This is a genomic window from Candidatus Vagococcus giribetii, assembly GCF_017316185.1.
GTDB lineage: Bacteria > Bacillota > Bacilli > Lactobacillales > Vagococcaceae > Vagococcus > Vagococcus giribetii.
The window spans coordinates 154846-174307 of record NZ_JAFLVX010000018.1 but is presented as its reverse complement, the minus strand read 5'-3'; the positions used below and the strand labels follow the sequence as shown (position 1 = coordinate 174307).

The following is a 19462-nucleotide window of genomic DNA, read 5'->3' as shown; positions in this document are numbered from 1 at the left end:
TAATTGAAATAATATAAAGAAAGGAGTTGTATATGAGTGACAAAATTTCAAGTGACTTTACCTGAAGAAGTTGAAGAATATTTTTCTTTGTCAGGTGAAGAGACTTTATTATTAAAGCGAGAGCATCAAAAATTAGTCATCGAAAAAAAGAAAAGCCCTTTTGAAACACAAAAGATTTCACTTCGTTGGTTTTTATTGCCATCAGCTATTAGTAGTGTAGTTATTTTTGCTTTGTTTTATTTTTTAGGCGATAGCCAAATTTTAATGACTGGAGATAATTCCATCTCTTCGGCTGTCTTACTTTTTGGGTTGTTTGGAGGAAGTGTTTCTTTTATATCCTTTTTTATTAAAGAGAAAAAAAATCCAGAGAATTATCGTTTAGCCGATATTCAGTGGCGAAATGTACCAACAATCATTGTTTCTTTTATGGTGATGCTATTATTAGGAATCTTAGCCTTTTTCTGGATTATCGGTATGGCTTTTGAAGGTGCTAGTTTTGATATTTATACAGCCACGGCTATATTCTTTGTTTTTACAGCCATTATTAATTACATCATGATCTATGCGGCTTTGACCTTTGATTCTTCAATGCTTGTTTCGGTTTTAATCGTTGTAATCATTGGTGGTGTATTCTTTTCTATGTTAACAAATAGTGAGAGCCACTGGTGGCAATACAATTTTAGTTTTTTAGGAACGAATGAAGCAACTAGTAGTTGGCAGTTTAATTTAACGATATTGTTATCTGCCTTTTTGATGGTAGCTTTAATCGACTATTTATTCGTAAACTTGAAGAAAAATGATTACACGGGTTTTAAAGTCAATTTATTAAGAATCTTATTAACACTTGTTGCGATTTCTCTAGGAGGCGTTGGTTTCTTTCCTAATAATGGGACTGGCCAATTACATGCTCTGCATACAAAAGCAGCTGAGATGCTTGTTTATCTAATCATTATTCTAATTGTAAGTATACGCTGGATTTTGCCTAAAGTGACTAGAGAGTTTTTAGTGGTATCTTATGGGATTGCTGCTACTCTACTGGTTTGTAATTTCCTTTTTCAAAATGTGGGTTACTTATCTCTAACCGTTTTTGAATTATTAGCATTTGGTCTAGCTTTTAGTTGGATTTTACTATTATTACAGCACATTCAACAATTAGCTCATCTGAACAATGCGGTTTATGAAATAATCATTGAACCTATAAACGATATCAAAAAAAATCAGTCAGAAGAATAATCTTCCGGCTGATTTTTTTAATGCGCTATTAAAAAGGCATGTATCTTATTAGCTACTTCTTCAGGAGATAGCTGAGTATTATCAATAAGTAGAGACTGGACATCAGGAAACAACTGTTTTAGCTCTTCTTGAGACGTGTTTAAGCGATGCTTTGTCACGCTTGTTATCAACTCGTTCTTTGAAAAGTCTAAATCTCGTTTTGAGGGTTTAGCTAGGAGCCGTTCCTCGTGTTCATTTCGCTCTAATCGTACAGCTAAATCTGCTGATAACGCAATGAAATAGGCAGGTTCTCCCGCGTTTTGAAAAATATCAGTCATACTTTGTAGAAAGTCAATGTCTGACTGACTATCAAAATCAACTAATACAGTAAAAATAATATCTTTAACCTTATTAGTTTCTTTACCCTTAACAAAACTTTTAAATAACTCTAGCCGAGTCTCATCTGATAAACGAAACGCTTCAGGTGTGTACCCTAAAAAATTAGCAAATAAATCAATTGTCTGATGGTTGAATAGTAGCTTACCATCTATCTTTTTTTCAAGAGCACGTCCCACAGTCATTTTACCAACTGCTTGTGGTCCCATTAGTACAATAAGACTCATAGTCTTTTCTCCTTGTTGATTTAATGAAGTGATTGAATAAACTCTTTGTTTTGAGAAACTGCTGATGTATCTTTAGCATTCTCTAACATGCTAACAACTAGATAGTTTCCTTCTACACTGTCATAAGCTAAAATGAAACTATTTTCTTGTCCTTTGGTATCTTGTTTTTCTTTGATTTCTGCAGTCCCTGTTTTTGCTGCAATGTTATTACTCCCTGTTGCTAATATGTGAGCTGTTCCATTAGGATTTTCAACTGTTTGAATTAGTGCTTGTGTGACTAATTGAGCAGCATGATTGGACACAACGTCTTTCATAACTTTGGCTTTGTCATCTTTCTTAATAACAGGCATGACGACTGACCCTTGATTAGGGAATGCTGAGTACATCACTGCTTGTTGGATTGGATTAATGAGTAGTTGTCCCTGTCCATAAGACGTATCTGCTAGTAAGATATCAGAGTCAATCTTGTTATCATCATTACTGATCTGAGCAGGAGTCATTGGAATGCCGACATTCATTTTTTCACCAAAAGGAAATTTTTTCAAACCAGTTAAATAATTTTTAGCACCCATTTCTAAAGCTTCCATAGAGAAATAGATATTATCCGAGTACACTAAAGCATCTTCCATTGTTACAGGAGACACATCAGAAACACGTGTAACGAAATAATCACCCCAACTAGTATCTTTTTGCCATTTTAGACCGTCGATTGTATGTTGTTTATCAGGTGTAGTCACTTTTTCATCAATACCAATAGCTGCGGTAATTGTTTTAAAGGTTGAACCAGGTGCATAGCCAACTGAATAGCGTGCTAAAAGTGGATTGCTTGGATCTTTTGAGATGGCATCGTATTCTTTTCCAGACATACCTAAAACAAAGGCATTTGGATCATATGAAGGCGAGCTGACAACTGCTTTTAGGGCTCCTTTTTTAGGCTCAGTGACAACAGTTGAACCGGGTAAATTATTAAGGGCTTTAAAGGCCTCTGTTTGTACATTACCGTCAATGGTTAGGTAAACGTCCTCGCCGTCTTTAACTTTACTTTGAATCAAGGTTTTCTTGTGAGCCCCTTCTTTATCAACGATTTCTATTTTTCCACCAAGGCTACCACGTAATTCTTTATCTAGTTGCGCTTCCAAGCCTGTTTTTCCAACAGAATCAAAGCCACTTAAGGAACTGTCTTTTTCAATTTCTTCAGCCGTCACACTACCTGTATAGCCAATCAAATGGGCAGCAGCTTCTTTTAGTGGGTAATATCTCTTATTAATGCCTTGAACTTGTAAACCGTTAATGGTGGTTTCAGCTGTACTCTTCTCACCAGACAATACTTTTAATGGCACAAAAGAATCCTCTTTCACCCAACCTTGACTCAGTGATTGATTAATGTCATCTACAGATATATCTAGTTCGTCACTGATTTTTTTTAGGTTCTCTGTCTTTGTATCCCCTTCTCCTAACTCTTTAGGAACGATACCGTATTGTGGGTATTGTGTTTCCGTTGCTAAGGGATTGTTGTTAATGTCATAGATAGTTCCCCTTTTAGGCATCTCATGGCTCATAAACACCTTGTCCCCCTCTTCCATATCAGGGAAAATAAAAGAATAATTCCAAGAGAGTTTGTAGTCACTTCCCTCTTTAACAAATTCTCCCTTATAATGAAGGTCTTTTAAGGAACCAAAAGGCGTATCCATTTTAACATTGACGGAAAAATCATCCTTATTAAGTGGTGAATCAATCGTTCCATCTATTTTAGATAATCCAATGCTATTAAAAATCGCGCTGTATTTATCGATTACCTCTTCTTTGGTCATCCCCACTTGCTTAAAACTATCATTAGAAAAAGCTGTCACTAATTTGTTAAATTCTCTTTTTTCAAGATTATCAACAAATAAGTTAAGTGCCTCTTCTTTCTTTTTCTTTTGAACGTGTTGATAGCCAAAGTAACTGCCTCCAGCAATAACACCCACGCCTAAGATACCAACTACGGTAAAGACTATTTTTTTATTCTTTTTTTGTTGTTTTCGTGCCCTTTTTCTCTCCATTATTAAACACACTCTCTTTTTTCTTTTTTTTATATTATAACACATGTATTAGTTGGGTATAAAAATAGAAGGCCATAATAGACCTTCTATTTAATCTTGTTTAACTAAGTGTAGAATAGGATAGTTTTTTCCAAATCCATCTGTGTCGCTTCTAGAAGCAACAACAAAGCCATGTTGAAGATAAAACTCTTTTGCTTTTTCATTTTGCTCGTTAACATCTAGTCGTGTCACACCTTTATTAGCTACTAACCAATTAAGAATATGACTCCCGTATTGTTTACCGATAAAATTAGGATCTAAAAAAAGCATATCCAAATTGTCATTTGTGACCCCGCTGAATCCGATAATATCTTTGCCGTCTTTCCAAAGTAAGACTTCTACTTGATTCAAGTAGTTCGGTAAATGTTCTTTAAAAAAAGCTTGATCCTCTTGTGTTAAAAAGGAATGTGTTTGGCTAACAGAACGTTCCCATAAATCAATGATTAGTGGATGTTCTACTTCATTAGCCACACGGTTTTGTAACATCATTTTTTATTCTCCTTTATTCTTAGTGACTCTCAATCCACTCTTTAGCAATCTCAAAATCACCTTGGTATGGTGTATCAACACCCTCTATTTTTTGGTATTTATCTTGACCTTTTCCTGCCAGAACAACCGAATCATTAGCAGTGGCTAGACTTAAGGCCTGTTGAATCGCTTCTTGTCGGTCAATGATGATAAGTTGCTCTACTTCATCCTTTGTTATAGCCTGACTAATTTCTTCAGCTATTTTACGAGGATCCTCAGAAGCAGGGTCGTCAGCAGTTAAAATAGCAATGTCAGTTAATTCAGTTAAGACTTTACCAAAATCTGCTCGTCTAGAAATCGCTTTGTCACCAGTACTACCAATTACAGTAATGATTTTTCCGTTTGGATGAGTTTCTTTAGCAAAACTCAATAAGTTTTTTAAACTCAAATAATTATGAGCGTAATCAATAAAGACATTAGCTCCTGTTGGATGAGTTAAATGCTCCATTCTTCCGGGGACTAAAGTTTCGGCTAAACCTTCTTTACAGTCTTCTTGACTTGCTCCAGCAACAGTTGCAGTCATCATACTAGCTAGCGCATTATCTTTATTAAAGTCACCCATTAACTGAATCGTGTAAGTATCTTTAATATTTAAAGGATCTTTGTTAGATTCAACAGTAAAAGTGAGTAACTCATCATGTTGTTTACTCCATGTATAGTCGGAGTCTTCTCTGTTACTACTATATGAAAGATATGGCACTTCAAGACTTTCCGTCATCTCTTTTAATAAAGGATAGTCAGTCGTATCTCCATTTAAAATCATGTAACGAGAATTTTCGATCAATTGACGTTTACAGTAATAATAGTCATCAAAAGTAGGATGCTCTATAGGACTAATATGATCTGGCGAAATATTTAAGAAAATCCCTACATCAAAAGTTAGGCCATACACTCGTTGAAGTTTATAGGCTTGTGATGAAACTTCCATAATTAGATGAGTCATGCCGTTACTAACTGCCTTAGCCATCATGCGATATAGATCTAGTGATTCTGGCGTGGTTAAAGCAGATTTGAAATAAGTTTCTCCATCTAATGTAGTATTCATAGTCGAAAACATAGCTGTCTTATGATTGGTATGTTTATCTAAGATAAACTTAGTAAAGTAAGCTGCTGTTGTTTTTCCTTTTGTTCCTGTAAAACCAATTAAAGTTAAATTGGTTTGCGGTAAATCATAAAAATGCATGCTAATCAAAGCCATGGCTTTTCTAATGTCAGTCACAATAATCCCTAATTGGCACTCCACTTCGTAAGGCGTCTCTGACACGTAAAAATCTAAACCTAATTCAATTGCTGAGGCTAGGTACTCTTCTTTAAAGGTCAATCCTTTACAAAAGAATAATGTCTCTGAGTTTACCTGTCTTGAATCATAGGAAATATGAGTTAATTCTTTATCTGAAACGGGTAGGTTATAAAACCAACCGTTACTAGTAACAAATTCTTTTAATAAGTTTTCTTTTTTTAATAAAGCTTCTATTTCTTTTAATTTTATTGTCATGGTCAACACCTTAATCTTTATCTTTTTAATGATTAAAGCTATTTTACCATAAATCATTTGAATACTTGCGATTAAACTCACGGGATTTAATTAAAAAAACGAATAAGTATATACATAACGTTAGTTTTGTATACTAATATACATTGTTGAGAAGCAACTAAATGTTGTTAATCAAACAATCAAGCCAATTAGTATCATAGAAATTTACTATATATCTTGTTCAATCTGTAAAAACAAAATTGTCTTGACTAGAAAAAAAGATGGTTCAAGTAGTGATAAAACAATTGGGACCATGACAGTTGAATTAGAGAAGGAATAACAAAAAGAGATGCTTTTAAGGACATCTCTTTTAATTTAGGCTGATTAGTCCTAATTTATGTTTCCATGTGAGGATTCTTAAGACAGACTCGTCTAGTTGTGCTTCAGGGTAATCACCTGATTGAACGGCAGACTTTATCACAGGAATTTGTTTTTGATACGATGAGGAAAGAATCATGTCATTTCCTGCTTTTAGTGCAGATAATGCCGCTTGTTCTTGAGAAATAAAATCGGATAGACCGTTCATATCCATGTCATCTGTCATGGTCACACCATTAAATTTTAACTCATCACGAAGTATCTCGTGAATTTTTGGTGAAATTGACGCCGGTACATGTTTATCTATAGCTTCTACAATATTATGAGACACTAAGACACTGTCAGCACCTGCTTCAATACCTGCTTGAAATGGTGGAATCGAATTCTTCTTGAGTTCTTCTAATGAGCGAGTATCTCGAACGATTTCAGTATGAGTGTCTTGAGTTTCTCCAGAACCAGGAAAATGCTTTAGAGTGGAGCCAATGTGATTTTTGTTGAGCTCTTTTACAACTTCAACCACGTATTGACTTGTCCCCTCTACGTCTAAGCCAATGGTTCGATTGTATATAAAACTGTTGGTATCAGTTGAAATATCAGCAACTGGAAACAAGCCAATATGAATCCCTAATTGTTTAAATAAAGTAGCTTTTTGGTCAATATCTGTTTTAATCCCTTCTAGACCATCAGCTTGATAAATAGCTTGAGGCGATTTAAAGGGTTCTTTTAGGATGTTTTCGTTTTGACTAAGTCTTGATACTGTCCCGCCCTCTTCATCCATGCCGATTAAAAGTGGGAAATCTGCGGCCTCTTGATAAGAAGCTATTTTTTTTGTTAGACTTTCAGTCGTTTCATTCTGAACATCTCGTCCAAAAAGTAAGTAACCACCTAAATGGTAGGTTTTAATATCTTCGATTTGATTGGTTTCAGGAACCCTAGCTAGAAAGAGTTGGCCAATTTTTTGGTCCAAAGTCATGTCTGAGATGATGGTTTTTAATTGCTCTTCAACAGTTGGTTTAGCTGGCTTACTTTCTTCTATCATTGCAGTTTCCTTAGAAGATGTACTACTTGTTGTATTTTTTGTAGTCGGTATTTCCCAAAAGTACAAACCGATTGCCGCAGCTACTGCGAGTAGTAACAGAATACTAGCGAGAATTGCTTTTTTGGTTGTAAAAAACATGAGATACTAGTACCTCCTTTTGTTTATTGAAGTCTTTAAGACGAGTTTTATAGTAACATAATTAATAGTTGGAATAAATAAAGGTTAGAAATTCATTAGTTATTAAAAGACAAAGTGAGAAAAAAGAGGTGTGTTGTTGAAATAACAATCGTTTTCATCTTATAATATAATAAGTGTGTAAAAAAAGTAGAAAGTTGTGAGTTGGATTTGATGAAAAAGAAAGTTAGTGTGTTATTAGGATTGGTTGTTTTATTAATGTTAGTTTCGGTGATTTCTATTAAAAAAGTAAAAAGTAGTGCGAAAATGCGACATGCGACTCAAGTGGCTGCTGTTGAAAAGACAGCTACTTCTCAATCAGAGAAAGAAACTGAAGAAAAATCAATCTTTGATGAAGAGCAAGTCGTAACAAAAGATATCTACCCTAAAAAAACGATGACTGGTGAAGAAATTAGTGAAGACGTCTTACCTAAAGGAACAGTTGTTACTGTCAAACCTGTTCCAAATAAAGAAGATTGGGTTGAAATTGATAGCGATCCTGCAAAAGGATTTATAGAAGTAAGCTATTTAGAGTCTAGACAGCTACATATTGATGAAAGAAACGCTAAAAGAAAAAATAAGCTATCAGCAGACGAATTAACGAAGACCCTTGATAGTGAGATTAAAAAGTTTATCGCAGAGCATGGCGGTGATTTAAGTATCTATCTTGAGACCGTTGATAGTAAGTACTCGTATAGTTTTTACGGAGATGAAGTAAAGAGAACAGCAAGTAGCATTAAGTTGCCCTTCATTACTTATGTTATGACATTAGCAGATCAACAAAAAATTGATTTAAATACTAAATTGACCTATACAGCGGGCTTTAAAATTGATGGTACAGGGATTATTCAATTTGAACCAATTGGAACTCAATATACCATTGAAGAATTAGCTGAACTCGTTATTAGATATAGCGACAACGTGGCTTATCTAATGCTGTTAAATTATGTTGGTGAACCGGCCTTTGTCCAGTATTTACATGAACTAGACCCTACTTCGCCTAATAATCGAGTATTCTCAACTGCTAAGATTTTGACAAAAGCAATGAAACTCGTTAATGAGAACAAAGACTCTAGTGAAAATATTAATAAGCTATATAATTGGATGCAAGATAGTACCTTTGATGACGGCGTTGATGTGGGACTTCCTGGTGTCGATGTGGTTCATAAAACCGGTTGGATGCCGATGTACACAGTGAGTAATGATATCTCCCTTGTTAAAGATGAGCATACCCCCTACTATCTGACGATTATGACGGTTGGCTATGACGAGAGTTATAGTGAAAAATCAATTTCAGACTTAGCATGGCTTATTGATGAAGTGATGTTAGAGATGGATCAACGTTAATAAAAAAAGGAGTTGTATCTTGATGAAGAAAAATAAAGTAACTGTTTACGTAGGCTCATTAGCTGTAGGAGTTGTCCTGGGGCTTTTAATGAAGAATCTGGCAATTGGTTTATCCTTAGGTGTTGTCCTAGGTATCGCTTATGCTAGTAGACTAGATAAATAAACATAAGTAATATGGCTGGTTTCGAGAATCTATAACTTGAAACCAGTTTTTTATACCTATCCCCTCTATTCTACGAGTGTGAATAGTGTTTCACTTGCTCACTAATAGACAAATCTATCTTTTGAGAGTTATTTGGATTCGTGTTAAACTAACTGTGTAGTAAAAAATTATTAGGAGGTTTTTCTATGACAGACAAAGGATTTACGGATTCAGTTAAAGGGAAAGTTAAGGAAGTCACCGGTGATATTACTAATAATCAAGAACTTAAAGCAGAAGGTTTGGTTGATCAAGGCAAAGGGAAATTAAAAAAAGCTGCTGGAGACATTAAAGATGCTGCCGAAGAAATTAAAGACAAAGTAAAAGAACAATTAGATAATGATAAATAGAATGAAAGCAAAAAGAAGAACTTCCTAGTTTAAGGAGTTCTTCTTTTTGCCTATTTAAATGGCAATACCATCTATACCGATAAACGTGATTAATTAAAGTATTTTTCGCTATTTTACTTTATTCAATACATATTGTATGATTTTTAAAATAGAATTATTAAGTTTACTTAATAAATACAAATGAGAGGATGTTAAAAATGGACTTCAATATACGAGCAAATTGCGAGCAATGTTCTCAAGGTACTTTTATGTCGGCTCAAGGTTTTCTAGATAATAGTGATACCATAAATCTGAAATGTCCCAATGGTCATGAAACGACTGCTTTTAATGCGGCACCTAGATATGCACTTTACTTCGATAAAGGAATATCATCATTTATTGATGAAAATTATTATGAAGCTTTTGGATGGATTTATACTTCACTAGAAATTTTTAGAAAAGAATTTGTGAAAACAGTGTTAAATATAAACCATGACATTAAACCATCAATTCTTGATAATACTTATGATAAAGTTTTTAAAAGTTCGGAAAGAATTTATGGAGCCTACTCTGCAGCTTTTTTAATGATTTTTGGAAAAAATCCTGAAGATAAAACTTTTCCTTATCCACTACCACAAGAAGTCGCATCTCATAGGAATAAGCTATTTCATGCCGGTGAGCTCCAAGAAGTAGAATCCATAAAAATAGATTGTTATAAAATATACAGTCACATGAGATATGTTTATGGTAAATTCTCAAAATCTGGAATATCTCACATGCAGATGTATACTTCAGAAGGTTATTCACAATGGTGTGCAGATAATCACTTTACTGATGAGGATGTTATGAGCAGGAAAGTAACAATATACAACCATTCATTAAGTAGTTTTCAACCTAATGTTGGTATAGATGTAGACTCAACTGATGGATTACCTAGTTTTGAAGAATTGATAGAAAAAGAACTTTCGTTAAGATTACATAAGCATTTATTTAACCAATAGAACTAACTAATAAGCCTGTCTCAATCAAGAGATGGCTTTTAATTTTGTTAATATTTACACATCGTATTCGATTATTATTTTATACTCGGGATAATGTGTCAATAAAAACTATATACGTTATTGTTACTTTATTAGAAATTGGAGATCGTCTAACTGAACTATATAAACAATGAAAAAAGTTTGTCACTCAGAAAAAAACTTCCGACATTTTCCCAGCTTTTTAGCTTGTGGGGGAAAAATGTCGGAAGTTTCGTTTTATTTACATTTTGAAAATCAATGAAAGCTTACTACTTCTTAGGTTCGTCCTCGTCCATCTTAAGAACCGCCATGAATGCCTCCTGAGGTACTTCAACTGAACCAATCTGCTTCATACGTTTTTTACCATCTTTTTGTTTTTCAAGTAATTTACGTTTACGAGACACATCTCCTCCGTAACATTTAGCTAATACGTTTTTACGTAAAGCTTTTATGTCAGCACGAGACACGATTTTAGTACCAATTGCTGCTTGGACAGGTACTTCAAATTGTTGTCTTGGAATCAGTTTTCTTAGTTTATCAACGATTGCTTTACCACGTTCATATGAGAAATCTTTATGGACGATAAAGCTTAAAGCATCTACTGTTTCACCGTTAAGTAGGATATCCATCTTAACCAAGTTACTTGGTCGGTAGCCAATTAAGTCGTAATCAAGTGACGCATAGCCTTTAGTTCCTGATTTTAACTTATCAAAGAAGTCAAAAACGATTTCTGATAAAGGCATGTTGTAGACAACGTTCACTCGGTAAGCGTCTAAGTAGTCCATTGTAACAAATTCCCCACGTTTACGTTGAGCAATTTCCATAACAGCACCAACGTACTCGTTTGGTACCATAATCTGAGCTTTTACAAAAGGCTCTTCTACAGTGTCAATCGTACTTGGATCTGGAAACTCAGCAGGGTTATCTACTACAGCTGTTGTACCATCTGTTTTTTTAACGTTGTAAATAACGGATGGAGCCGTTGTAATTAGGTCTAAATTAAACTCACGTTCTAAACGCTCTTGGATAACGTCCATGTGTAAGAGTCCTAAGAACCCACAACGGAATCCAAATCCTAAGGCTTGAGATGATTCTGGTTCAAACTCTAAGGCTGAGTCATTTAATTGTAATTTTTCTAATGATTCACGTAAATCGTTGTATTTTGAGTTATCAATTGGATATAACCCACAATAAACCATTGGATTCATTTTACGGTAGCCTTTTAATGGCTCAGTAGCTGGGTTACTTGCTAAAGTAACAGTATCCCCTACTTGTGTATCTGCAATATTTTTGATACTTGCAGTGATGTAACCAACATCTCCTACCATTAAGCAGTCACGAGAGACAGCTTTTGGAGAGAAAATACCTACATCAGTTACTTCGTATTCTTTTTCTGTTTGCATTAATTTGATGACGTCTCCTGGTTTAACGACACCATCAACAACACGAATGTTTAACACAACCCCGCGATAAGCATCATAAACTGAGTCAAATATCAATGCTTTTAGCGGTGCTTCAACGTCTCCAGTTGGTGCTGGGACGTACTCAACGATTTGTTCTAAAATGTCTTCAATACCAATACCAGCTTTGGCACTTGCTAAAACGGCTTCACTGGCATCAATACCAATTACTTCTTCAATTTCACCACGCACGCGTTCAGGGTCTGCGGCTGGTAAGTCAATTTTATTAATAACTGGGATAATCTCTAAATCATTGTCCACTGCTAAATAAACGTTAGCTAGTGTTTGTGCTTCAATCCCTTGAGCAGCATCAACTACTAGAATGGCCCCTTCACAAGCGGCTAGACTTCGTGATACCTCATAAGTGAAGTCTACGTGACCTGGCGTATCAATTAGGTGAAAAATATATTCATTTCCATCTTTTGCGTCATACGTTAGCTCGACTGCATTCAATTTAATTGTAATGCCTCGTTCTCTTTCTAAATCCATTGAATCTAATAACTGTGCCTGCATCTCACGGTCTGAAACTGTTTCAGTTTGTTGTAAGATACGGTCAGCTAATGTGGACTTTCCGTGATCAATATGTGCTATGATGGAGAAATTACGAATGGATTCTTGTCTTTTTTTCATTTCCTCAAAATTCATATAACTCTCCTACTTTCTTTTCAATCAGCATTTTTAATTATACCAAGCTTTAGCTAGATTTTAAAGTATTTTCATAAGTACTTTGATATAATAAGGGAGAAACTAATGTGAGGAGTTAAAAAATGGATATAAAACAGATAAAACAATCACTTGTCTTAAAAAAAGTAGAGTTAAAACATTTAAAACAATTCAATGAATTATTGCGTTATGTGTTCCAAGTAACTGATTCAGATATTGAAGAAGGCGGCTATGAGGATGAGTCAGAAATCATTCGTGCCAAGCGCCCTGTTTTAAGAGAAGCAGATGTCTATGGTTGGTTCACTCAAGACGACCGACTTATTTCTCAATTAGCCATTTATCCTTGTGAGGTTAATATACATGATAAGGTCTATAAAATGGCTGGAGTAACAGGTGTTGGGACTTACCCTGAATACACTGATTTAGGCCTTATGAGCGAGTTAATTCGTCAAGGTCTAGAGAATATGCGTGAAAGAGAACAATGGATATCCTATCTTTATCCATATAGTATCCCCTACTACCGAAATAAGGGGTGGGAAATCATGTCAGATAAACTATCGTTTAGCATTAAAGATACCCAATTACCAAAACGAGTTGATGTACCAGGTTATGTTAATCGTGAAGATATTCAACATGAAGATGTTTATAAGGTGTATGATCAATTTGCTTTAGTGAATCACGGAGCGATGATTCGACAAGATTTGAACTGGGAAGAATATTGGCGTTGGGAAAACGAAGAAGAAAGAACTGCTGCTATCTACTACAACCGTGAAGGAGAAGCTCAAGGCGTATGTTTCTACTGGATTGCTGAGGAAGTTTTCCATATCAAGGAAATGTTTTACTTAAACCAGGAGGCACGCCAAGGCTTATGGAATTTTGTCTCTGCTCACTTTTCAATGGTTGATTTAGTTCAAGGTGAAACATTTAATAGTGAACCAATAGCTTTTTTATTTGATGACAGTGAAATAAAAGAAACCATCGAACCTTACTTTATGGCAAGGATTGTTGATGTGGAAAAATTTATTGCCGAGTATCCTTTTATTACAACAGGCAAACCATTCCACTTTGTGGTAGAAGATACAATTGCTGAGTGGAATAATCGAATTTTTGGATTGATTTGGGATGAGAATGATGATTTGACGATAACCAAAGAACCTATTGGAAATCCTGTGTACATCAATATCCAAACCTTGTCAGCTCTTTTCATGAGTTACAAACGTCCTTCATACCTTTACCGTATTGAACGACTAAAAACAGATAAAGAAACATTAAGAACTTTAGAGAGAATTATTCCGGATCAAGAAGCTTATTTCAGTGATTATTTCTAAAACAAAAAAGAGAAGCCATCACTAGGCTTCTCTTTTTTAGGCTTCCATTGGGCGTTTTGCAAATACTAAGTGATCATTGTCAAGAATGATTGATACTTCTGTCTTAGGTGGTACTTGTCCGCCTACAATTTCTTTAGCAAGAGGTGTTTCAACTTCTTTTGTTAGGAATCTTTTGATTGGTCTTGCCCCGTAAATTGGGTCATAGGCTTGTTCGGCAATCCAAGATTTTGCTTCGTCAGAAATGGTTAGATAGATTTCTTGATGTTCTAAACGTTTAGTTAGTTGTTCAGTCATTTTAACAATAATAGACTTAACATTTTCTAGGCTTAATGGTGTAAATAGAATAGTGTCATCAATTCGGTTTAAGAATTCAGGTTTAAAGTGAGCTTTCAACATGGCCATAACGGCTTCAGACGTTTCTGGCAAAATATGTCCATCTTCTGATACGCCTTCTAAAAGCAGTTGAGAACCAATGTTACTTGTCATGATTAAGACTGTATTTTTAAAGTCTACAACACGTCCTTTAGAATCTGTTAGACGTCCATCATCTAATACTTGAAGTAAGATATTGAAAACATCTGGATGGGCTTTTTCGATTTCGTCTAAAAGGACAATTGTATAAGGACTTCTTCTCACAGCTTCAGTTAATTGTCCACCTTCTTCGTAGCCAACATAGCCAGGAGGAGCTCCTACTAGACGAGATACACTATGTTTTTCCATGTATTCACTCATGTCTATTCGAACCATGTGTTCTTCAGAATCAAATAAGTTCTCTGCTAAGGATTTAGCTAATTCTGTTTTACCAACGCCTGTAGGCCCTAAGAATAGGAATGAACCTAACGGACGATTTGGGTCTTGAAGACCGGCACGAGAGCGAATAACTGCGTCAGAGACAGCGTCAACAGCTTCATCTTGTCCAATGACACGACGATGAAGAGTTTCGTTAAGACGGAGAATCTTTTCTCTTTCCCCTTCTTCTAGTTTTGAAACAGGAATGCCTGTTAAACGACCAACAACAGTGGCAATTTCTTTTTCAGTAACTACTTCTTGAACCATTTTAGTATCAGAACTTTCTTTTGCTTCAAGTTCTGATAGTTCTTGTTGTAGTTTAGGAATGGTACCATGACGTAAAACGGCTGCTTCTTCTAAGTCGTAGTTATTTTCAGCATTTTCAAGTTGTGTCTTAGCTGAGTCAATTTCAGCGCGTTTTTTATTAACTTTTTCAACTTCTTCTTTTTCAGTTTCCCACTGCATTTTTAAAGTGTTTGCTTCTTCTCGTAATTCAGATAATTCTTCTTGAAGTAAGTTGAGACGTTTTTTACTTGCGTCGTCTTCTTCTTTCTTTAAAGCAGCCTCTTCAATTTCTAATTGCATTAATCGTCTTGTAACTTGGTCAAGTTCTGTTGGCATTGAGTTCATTTCAACACGAATTGTCGCACAAGCTTCATCGACTAAATCAATAGCTTTATCTGGTAAGAAACGATCTGTAATGTAGCGATTTGAAAGAGTTGTTGCGGCTACTAAAGCATTGTCATGGATATTAACCCCATGATGGATTTCAAAACGTTCTTTAAGCCCTCTTAAAATACTGATTGTGTCTTCCACAGTTGGTTCTTTAACAAGTACTTTTTGGAAACGACGTTCTAAAGCTTTGTCTTTTTCCATGTATTCACGGTATTCATCAAGTGTAGTTGCCCCAATACAATGTAATTCGCCACGAGCAAGCATTGGTTTAAGTAAATTACCCGCGTCCATACTGCCTTCTGTTTTACCAGCACCTACAATGGTATGGATTTCATCAATGAATAAGATGATATCCCCTTCGCTTTTCTTCACTTCTTTTAACACAGCTTTAAGACGTTCTTCAAATTCTCCACGGAATTTTGCTCCAGCAATTAAGGCTCCCATATCAAGTGAGTAGATGACTTTATTTTTTAAGTTTTCAGGCACGTCTTTTTTTACAATTCGTTGAGCTAAACCTTCGATGATGGCAGTTTTACCAACACCAGGTTCACCAATTAAGACTGGGTTATTTTTAGTTTTTCTTGAAAGAATTCGAATCACATCTCGTATTTCTTCATCTCGACCAATGATAGGGTCTTGTTTGCCACTTTTAACGGCTTCTATCATGTTCACTGCATATTTTTCTAATGATTCGTATTGTTCTTCTTGGTTTTGTGAAGTCACACGATCTCCTCCTCTCATTTCGAGTATTTTTTCTTTAATAATTTTTTCAGTGACTTGTTGTTCTTTTAAAAACACTGTTAAGGGATGATTTTTTAATTTCATTAAGGCCAAAACAATGATTTCTGTTGAAAGATAGTCGTCTTGGAATTCTTCTCTTAATTTATCTGCTTCTTGTAGCAAGTTAAATAAATTTTGACTTAAATTTTGTCCGTATTGTACATTTCCACCACTAACTTGTGGTAGTTTATCTATTTCTTTTGTGACTTCAATGTCAAATAAATCAATGTTGACCCCTAAGCTACTATAAAAATTTCTAGCAAAGTGGTTTGGTTGTAAGAAAATCTTCCAAAGATGAACAATATCAATGTTTTGTTGTTGTCTTGTTATCGCAATTTGTTGTGCTTCTGCAATTGCTTGTTGTAAGGTTGTTGTCATTTTTTCGATGTTCATGGTCATTCCTCCTTTAACCTTATGACATTATTTTACTCCTTTGGTCAAATTAGGTCAAATAATAAGTCAAAAAAATAGACCTTTTTTTCGTAAAAAAAGTCTATTAATCGTTTCTATTCAAACTAAGGTAAATGATATGTCTCTTTTCCAGTTGTTCTATTCTTGATTAAAAGAATCACTTTTATCTTTTAAGATATAGATTGGTCGGCGTTTTGTTTCTAAAAACGTCTTACCTAAGTATTGACCGACGATTCCTAAACAAAACAGCTGTAGTCCGCCAAGAGCTAAAATAATACAGACAAGAGATGGCCAACCTGTTGTAGGGTCCCCAAATATTGCTGCTCTTACAAAAAAGAAAAGTAAGGCAATAATTGAGACTACAAAGGAAATAATGCCAATAAAGGCAGAGATGACTAGTGGAAACTCTGAAAAAGCGATGATGCCATCAAGGGAATAGACAAATAATTGCCAAAATGACCAAGATGATTGCCCACTTTTTCTTTCTATATTTTCGTATTCTAGGTAATAAGTTTCAAAACCGACCCAACTAAATAGGCCTTTTGAAAAACGATTATATTCTTTTAACTCTAATATAGCATCCACCATTTGCCGAGTCATGAGTCTAAAGTCCCGTGCGCCATCAACAATATTAACATCAGATATTTTATTAATGATTTTATAAAACTTTTTAGCAAAGAAAGACCTAATTTTCGGTTCGCCTTCACGAGAAATACGTCTTGTTCCGATGCAATCATAAGTCCCTTCTTGAATTAAGCTAAACATTTCAGGTAATAAACTTGGCGGGTCTTGAAGATCAGCATCCATAACTGTGATGTAGTCACCTTTAGCATAGTTTAAACCTGCATAAAGGGCAGCCTCTTTCCCGAAGTTTCTTGAAAAAGATAAGAATTTTACTTGTTTTGGGTCTTTTAGTTCTAAGGCTTTTAATTTCTTTAAGGTGTTGTCTGTGGAGCCATCGTTGATAAAAATAAACTCAAATTCAACAAGATCAAGCTGTTTTTTTACTTTCATGACTTCTGAGTAAAAGGTTTCAACTGTTTTTTCTTCGTTGTAACAAGGGACAACGATTGATAATAAGTGAGCCACAAAAAAGACCCCTTTCTATAAGTATCCTAAAATGTATGATACAGGAAAAAAACCATAAAATAAAGGGCGCTTCTCCTTTATTTTATGGTTGATGAGACTCTCTATGCTTCTTCTTTACTGTAGATATTTCTCACAACATCTTGAACGCTAGTTCTTTTGATTCCCATGTTGTTGATAGTAAATTCTTTATAAAGCTCACTCAGAATTTCTTTCTCATCGTGTTTAGAGGGATCGATGGCAATGGTTAGATGATTATCACTAATCTCATAAGTCACGTTTTTAGTGGTGAAAAAAGCTATAATGGCTTCAATCTCTTCTAACTCAACATCAAATTGAATACTAGCACTGGTAGCGAATTTGGTTAGCATATTCTCTTTACTGTCATCGTAAATGATTTGACCTTCTTCAATAATAATAATTCGGTCACATAGCATTTCAATCTCACTAAGGTCATGAGTCGTTAAGATAATTGTCACGTTCTCTTGTTGGTTAATGAGTTTCAATGTTTTTAGGATCTTATCTTTAATCATAATATCTAGTCCAATAGTCGGCTCGTCTAGAAAAATTACTTTAGGTGAATGAATTAAAGCTACAGCAATATCAATTAACACCCGTTGACCTAGAGAAAGAGAACGAACTTGTTGATGCCATAATTTTTTAATGGTCATGTGTTTTTCTAACAAATCTAGTTGTTTGTTGAAGTCTTCGTCTGATACATCATAGATTTCTTTTAGCAAAATGAAATTATCCTCAACGGTTAAATCCCAATTCATTTGAGTTCGTTGCCCAAAAACAACACTGATGTTTTTAGCATTTTCAATACGTGATTCATAAGGAATGATGTCAGAGACCGTGCAGTGACCTTCTGATGGCGTTAAAATACCCGTCATCATTTTAATTGTTGTTGATTTTCCAGCACCATTTGTTCCAATAAAACCGACAATCTCTCCTGGATAAATATCAAAATTAGCTTGTTTGACAGCTTGCTTAGGTATTTTCTCCGTTTTGAAAAAACCAATTTTTTTCCTTAAATAAAAGGTTTTTGATATATTTTCTACGTGAATAACAGGTTTAGTTGCCTGCACTTTCATAACTCTTCACTCCTTTTTTCCAAATAATTGAAGCTAATAACGTAAACAAGCAGGCCATTCCAATAATTGTTAGTGATATTGGACTAATCAGGGTTGAGGTGAAAATCAACTCTGAAGGTAAAAAGGCCACAACGCCAAAAGGAATGATGTAAGTTAAAAAACTTCTAACTACGGGTGGATAAATCGACATGGGATACTTTGTTAAGTCACTTAGCCCGTAGATTGATTGTAAGATATAAATACTCTTTTTAAGCCAAAAGGCAAGAGACGCGCAAATTGTTTTGATTGATGTATAAATCATACAACCAGTGATTAAATAGATAAATCCTAGAAATAGTGATATGCCAGGATTAGGGAACGTAATTCCTGTTATGGCATATAAGGTGATGACTACTCCGACCACAATTTCACCTAAGGCATCAAATTGTACCCTTTCGCAGATAACTTGGAAGTATGGACTAACAGGACGAACGAGGTATCGGTCCATCTCCCCTTTTACTACACTCCTCATGGAAAAAATCCACAAGTAATCACTATATAAATGATCAAGCCCACGAGGAATTTGAGAGAAGCCATAGATAAAAAGAACTTGGTAAAAACTGTAACCATTCACTGATGGAATGCGTCCAAAAGTGACTTGTAAAAATAGTAAGGATGAGATTTGTATTGCTAAAAATGCAATAAAGCCAATCACAAAGTTAGCAGTAGACATTCTCAAAATTTTAAATGAGTTGTTTAAATAAACACGATAAAGTCTCATATAACGTTTCATT

General features: G+C 34.9%; 16 protein-coding genes. 6 read left to right on the top strand and 10 right to left on the bottom strand.

Annotated elements, in window-relative coordinates; genetic code table 11:
• Window positions 1-36: 36 nt before the first annotated feature.
• Window positions 37-1233 (top strand): DUF998 domain-containing protein, encoded by a 1197-nt coding sequence (locus DOK76_RS13355; protein ID WP_370590111.1) that lies wholly within the window; start codon window positions 37-39, stop codon window positions 1231-1233.
• 17 nt (window positions 1234-1250) lie between these two features.
• Here the strand turns inward: DOK76_RS13355 and DOK76_RS07455 are convergent, their stop codons facing one another.
• The 5 genes from DOK76_RS07455 to DOK76_RS07435 all read right to left on the bottom strand — a co-directional run bounded on the left by DOK76_RS07455 (window position 1251) and on the right by DOK76_RS07435 (window position 7473).
• A complete protein-coding gene (locus DOK76_RS07455; protein ID WP_206966359.1) occupies window positions 1251-1835 on the bottom strand; it encodes a DEAD/DEAH box helicase family protein in 585 nt (194 codons plus the stop codon).
• 20 nt (window positions 1836-1855) lie between these two features.
• Window positions 1856-3877, bottom strand: coding sequence for a penicillin-binding protein PBP4(5) (gene pbp4, locus DOK76_RS07450; RefSeq protein WP_206966357.1), 2022 nt, complete (start codon window positions 3875-3877; stop codon window positions 1856-1858).
• A 90-nt stretch (window positions 3878-3967) separates the two neighbouring features.
• A complete protein-coding gene (locus DOK76_RS07445) occupies window positions 3968-4405 on the bottom strand; it encodes a GNAT family N-acetyltransferase (RefSeq protein ID WP_242542241.1) in 438 nt (145 codons plus the stop codon).
• 19 nt (window positions 4406-4424) lie between these two features.
• On the bottom strand, window positions 4425-5939 hold the full coding sequence (locus tag DOK76_RS07440) for a UDP-N-acetylmuramoyl-L-alanyl-D-glutamate--L-lysine ligase (RefSeq protein ID WP_206966356.1): 1515 nt from the start codon (window positions 5937-5939) through the stop codon (window positions 4425-4427).
• 349 nt (window positions 5940-6288) lie between these two features.
• Window positions 6289-7473 (bottom strand): glycoside hydrolase family 3 N-terminal domain-containing protein, encoded by a 1185-nt coding sequence (locus tag DOK76_RS07435; protein ID WP_206966354.1) that lies wholly within the window; start codon window positions 7471-7473, stop codon window positions 6289-6291.
• A gap of 210 nt (window positions 7474-7683) precedes the next feature.
• Here DOK76_RS07435 and DOK76_RS07430 point away from each other — a divergent pair, with 210 nt between their 5' ends.
• From DOK76_RS07430 to DOK76_RS07415, 4 genes are all read left to right on the top strand, one after another.
• Window positions 7684-8856, top strand: a complete 1173-nt coding sequence (locus DOK76_RS07430; RefSeq protein WP_206966353.1) for a serine hydrolase — start codon at window positions 7684-7686, stop codon at window positions 8854-8856.
• Window positions 8857-8875: 19 nt separating this feature from the next.
• Window positions 8876-9019, top strand: a complete 144-nt coding sequence (locus tag DOK76_RS07425; RefSeq protein ID WP_206966528.1) for a glycine zipper domain-containing protein — start codon at window positions 8876-8878, stop codon at window positions 9017-9019.
• Window positions 9020-9204: 185 nt separating this feature from the next.
• Window positions 9205-9405 (top strand): CsbD family protein, encoded by a 201-nt coding sequence (locus DOK76_RS07420; RefSeq protein WP_206966350.1) that lies wholly within the window; start codon window positions 9205-9207, stop codon window positions 9403-9405.
• Window positions 9406-9602: 197 nt separating this feature from the next.
• Window positions 9603-10385: a hypothetical protein gene (locus tag DOK76_RS07415; protein ID WP_206966348.1), complete on the top strand. Its 783-nt coding sequence runs from the start codon at window positions 9603-9605 to the stop codon at window positions 10383-10385.
• A 287-nt stretch (window positions 10386-10672) separates the two neighbouring features.
• On the opposite strand, the gene lepA is transcribed toward DOK76_RS07415, so the two are convergent.
• The gene (gene lepA / locus DOK76_RS07410; protein WP_206966346.1) at window positions 10673-12508 is read right to left on the bottom strand and encodes a translation elongation factor 4; all 1836 of its coding nucleotides are present in this window, start codon (window positions 12506-12508) and stop codon (window positions 10673-10675) included.
• Window positions 12509-12630: 122 nt separating this feature from the next.
• Here lepA and DOK76_RS07405 point away from each other — a divergent pair, with 122 nt between their 5' ends.
• Window positions 12631-13854, top strand: a complete 1224-nt coding sequence (locus DOK76_RS07405; RefSeq protein WP_206966344.1) for a GNAT family N-acetyltransferase — start codon at window positions 12631-12633, stop codon at window positions 13852-13854.
• Window positions 13855-13890: 36 nt separating this feature from the next.
• On the opposite strand, the gene clpB is transcribed toward DOK76_RS07405, so the two are convergent.
• From clpB to DOK76_RS07385, 4 genes are all read right to left on the bottom strand, one after another.
• On the bottom strand, window positions 13891-16491 hold the full coding sequence (gene clpB / locus DOK76_RS07400) for an ATP-dependent chaperone ClpB (RefSeq protein WP_206966342.1): 2601 nt from the start codon (window positions 16489-16491) through the stop codon (window positions 13891-13893).
• A gap of 156 nt (window positions 16492-16647) precedes the next feature.
• Window positions 16648-17598, bottom strand: coding sequence for a glycosyltransferase family 2 protein (locus tag DOK76_RS07395; protein WP_206966340.1), 951 nt, complete (start codon window positions 17596-17598; stop codon window positions 16648-16650).
• A 101-nt stretch (window positions 17599-17699) separates the two neighbouring features.
• Window positions 17700-18689, bottom strand: a complete 990-nt coding sequence (locus DOK76_RS07390; RefSeq protein ID WP_206966338.1) for an ABC transporter ATP-binding protein — start codon at window positions 18687-18689, stop codon at window positions 17700-17702.
• Window positions 18670-19461, bottom strand: a complete 792-nt coding sequence (locus tag DOK76_RS07385) for an ABC transporter permease (protein WP_206966336.1) — start codon at window positions 19459-19461, stop codon at window positions 18670-18672. The genes DOK76_RS07390 and DOK76_RS07385 overlap by 20 nt, the downstream gene beginning before the upstream one ends.
• Window position 19462 lies beyond the last annotated feature (1 nt).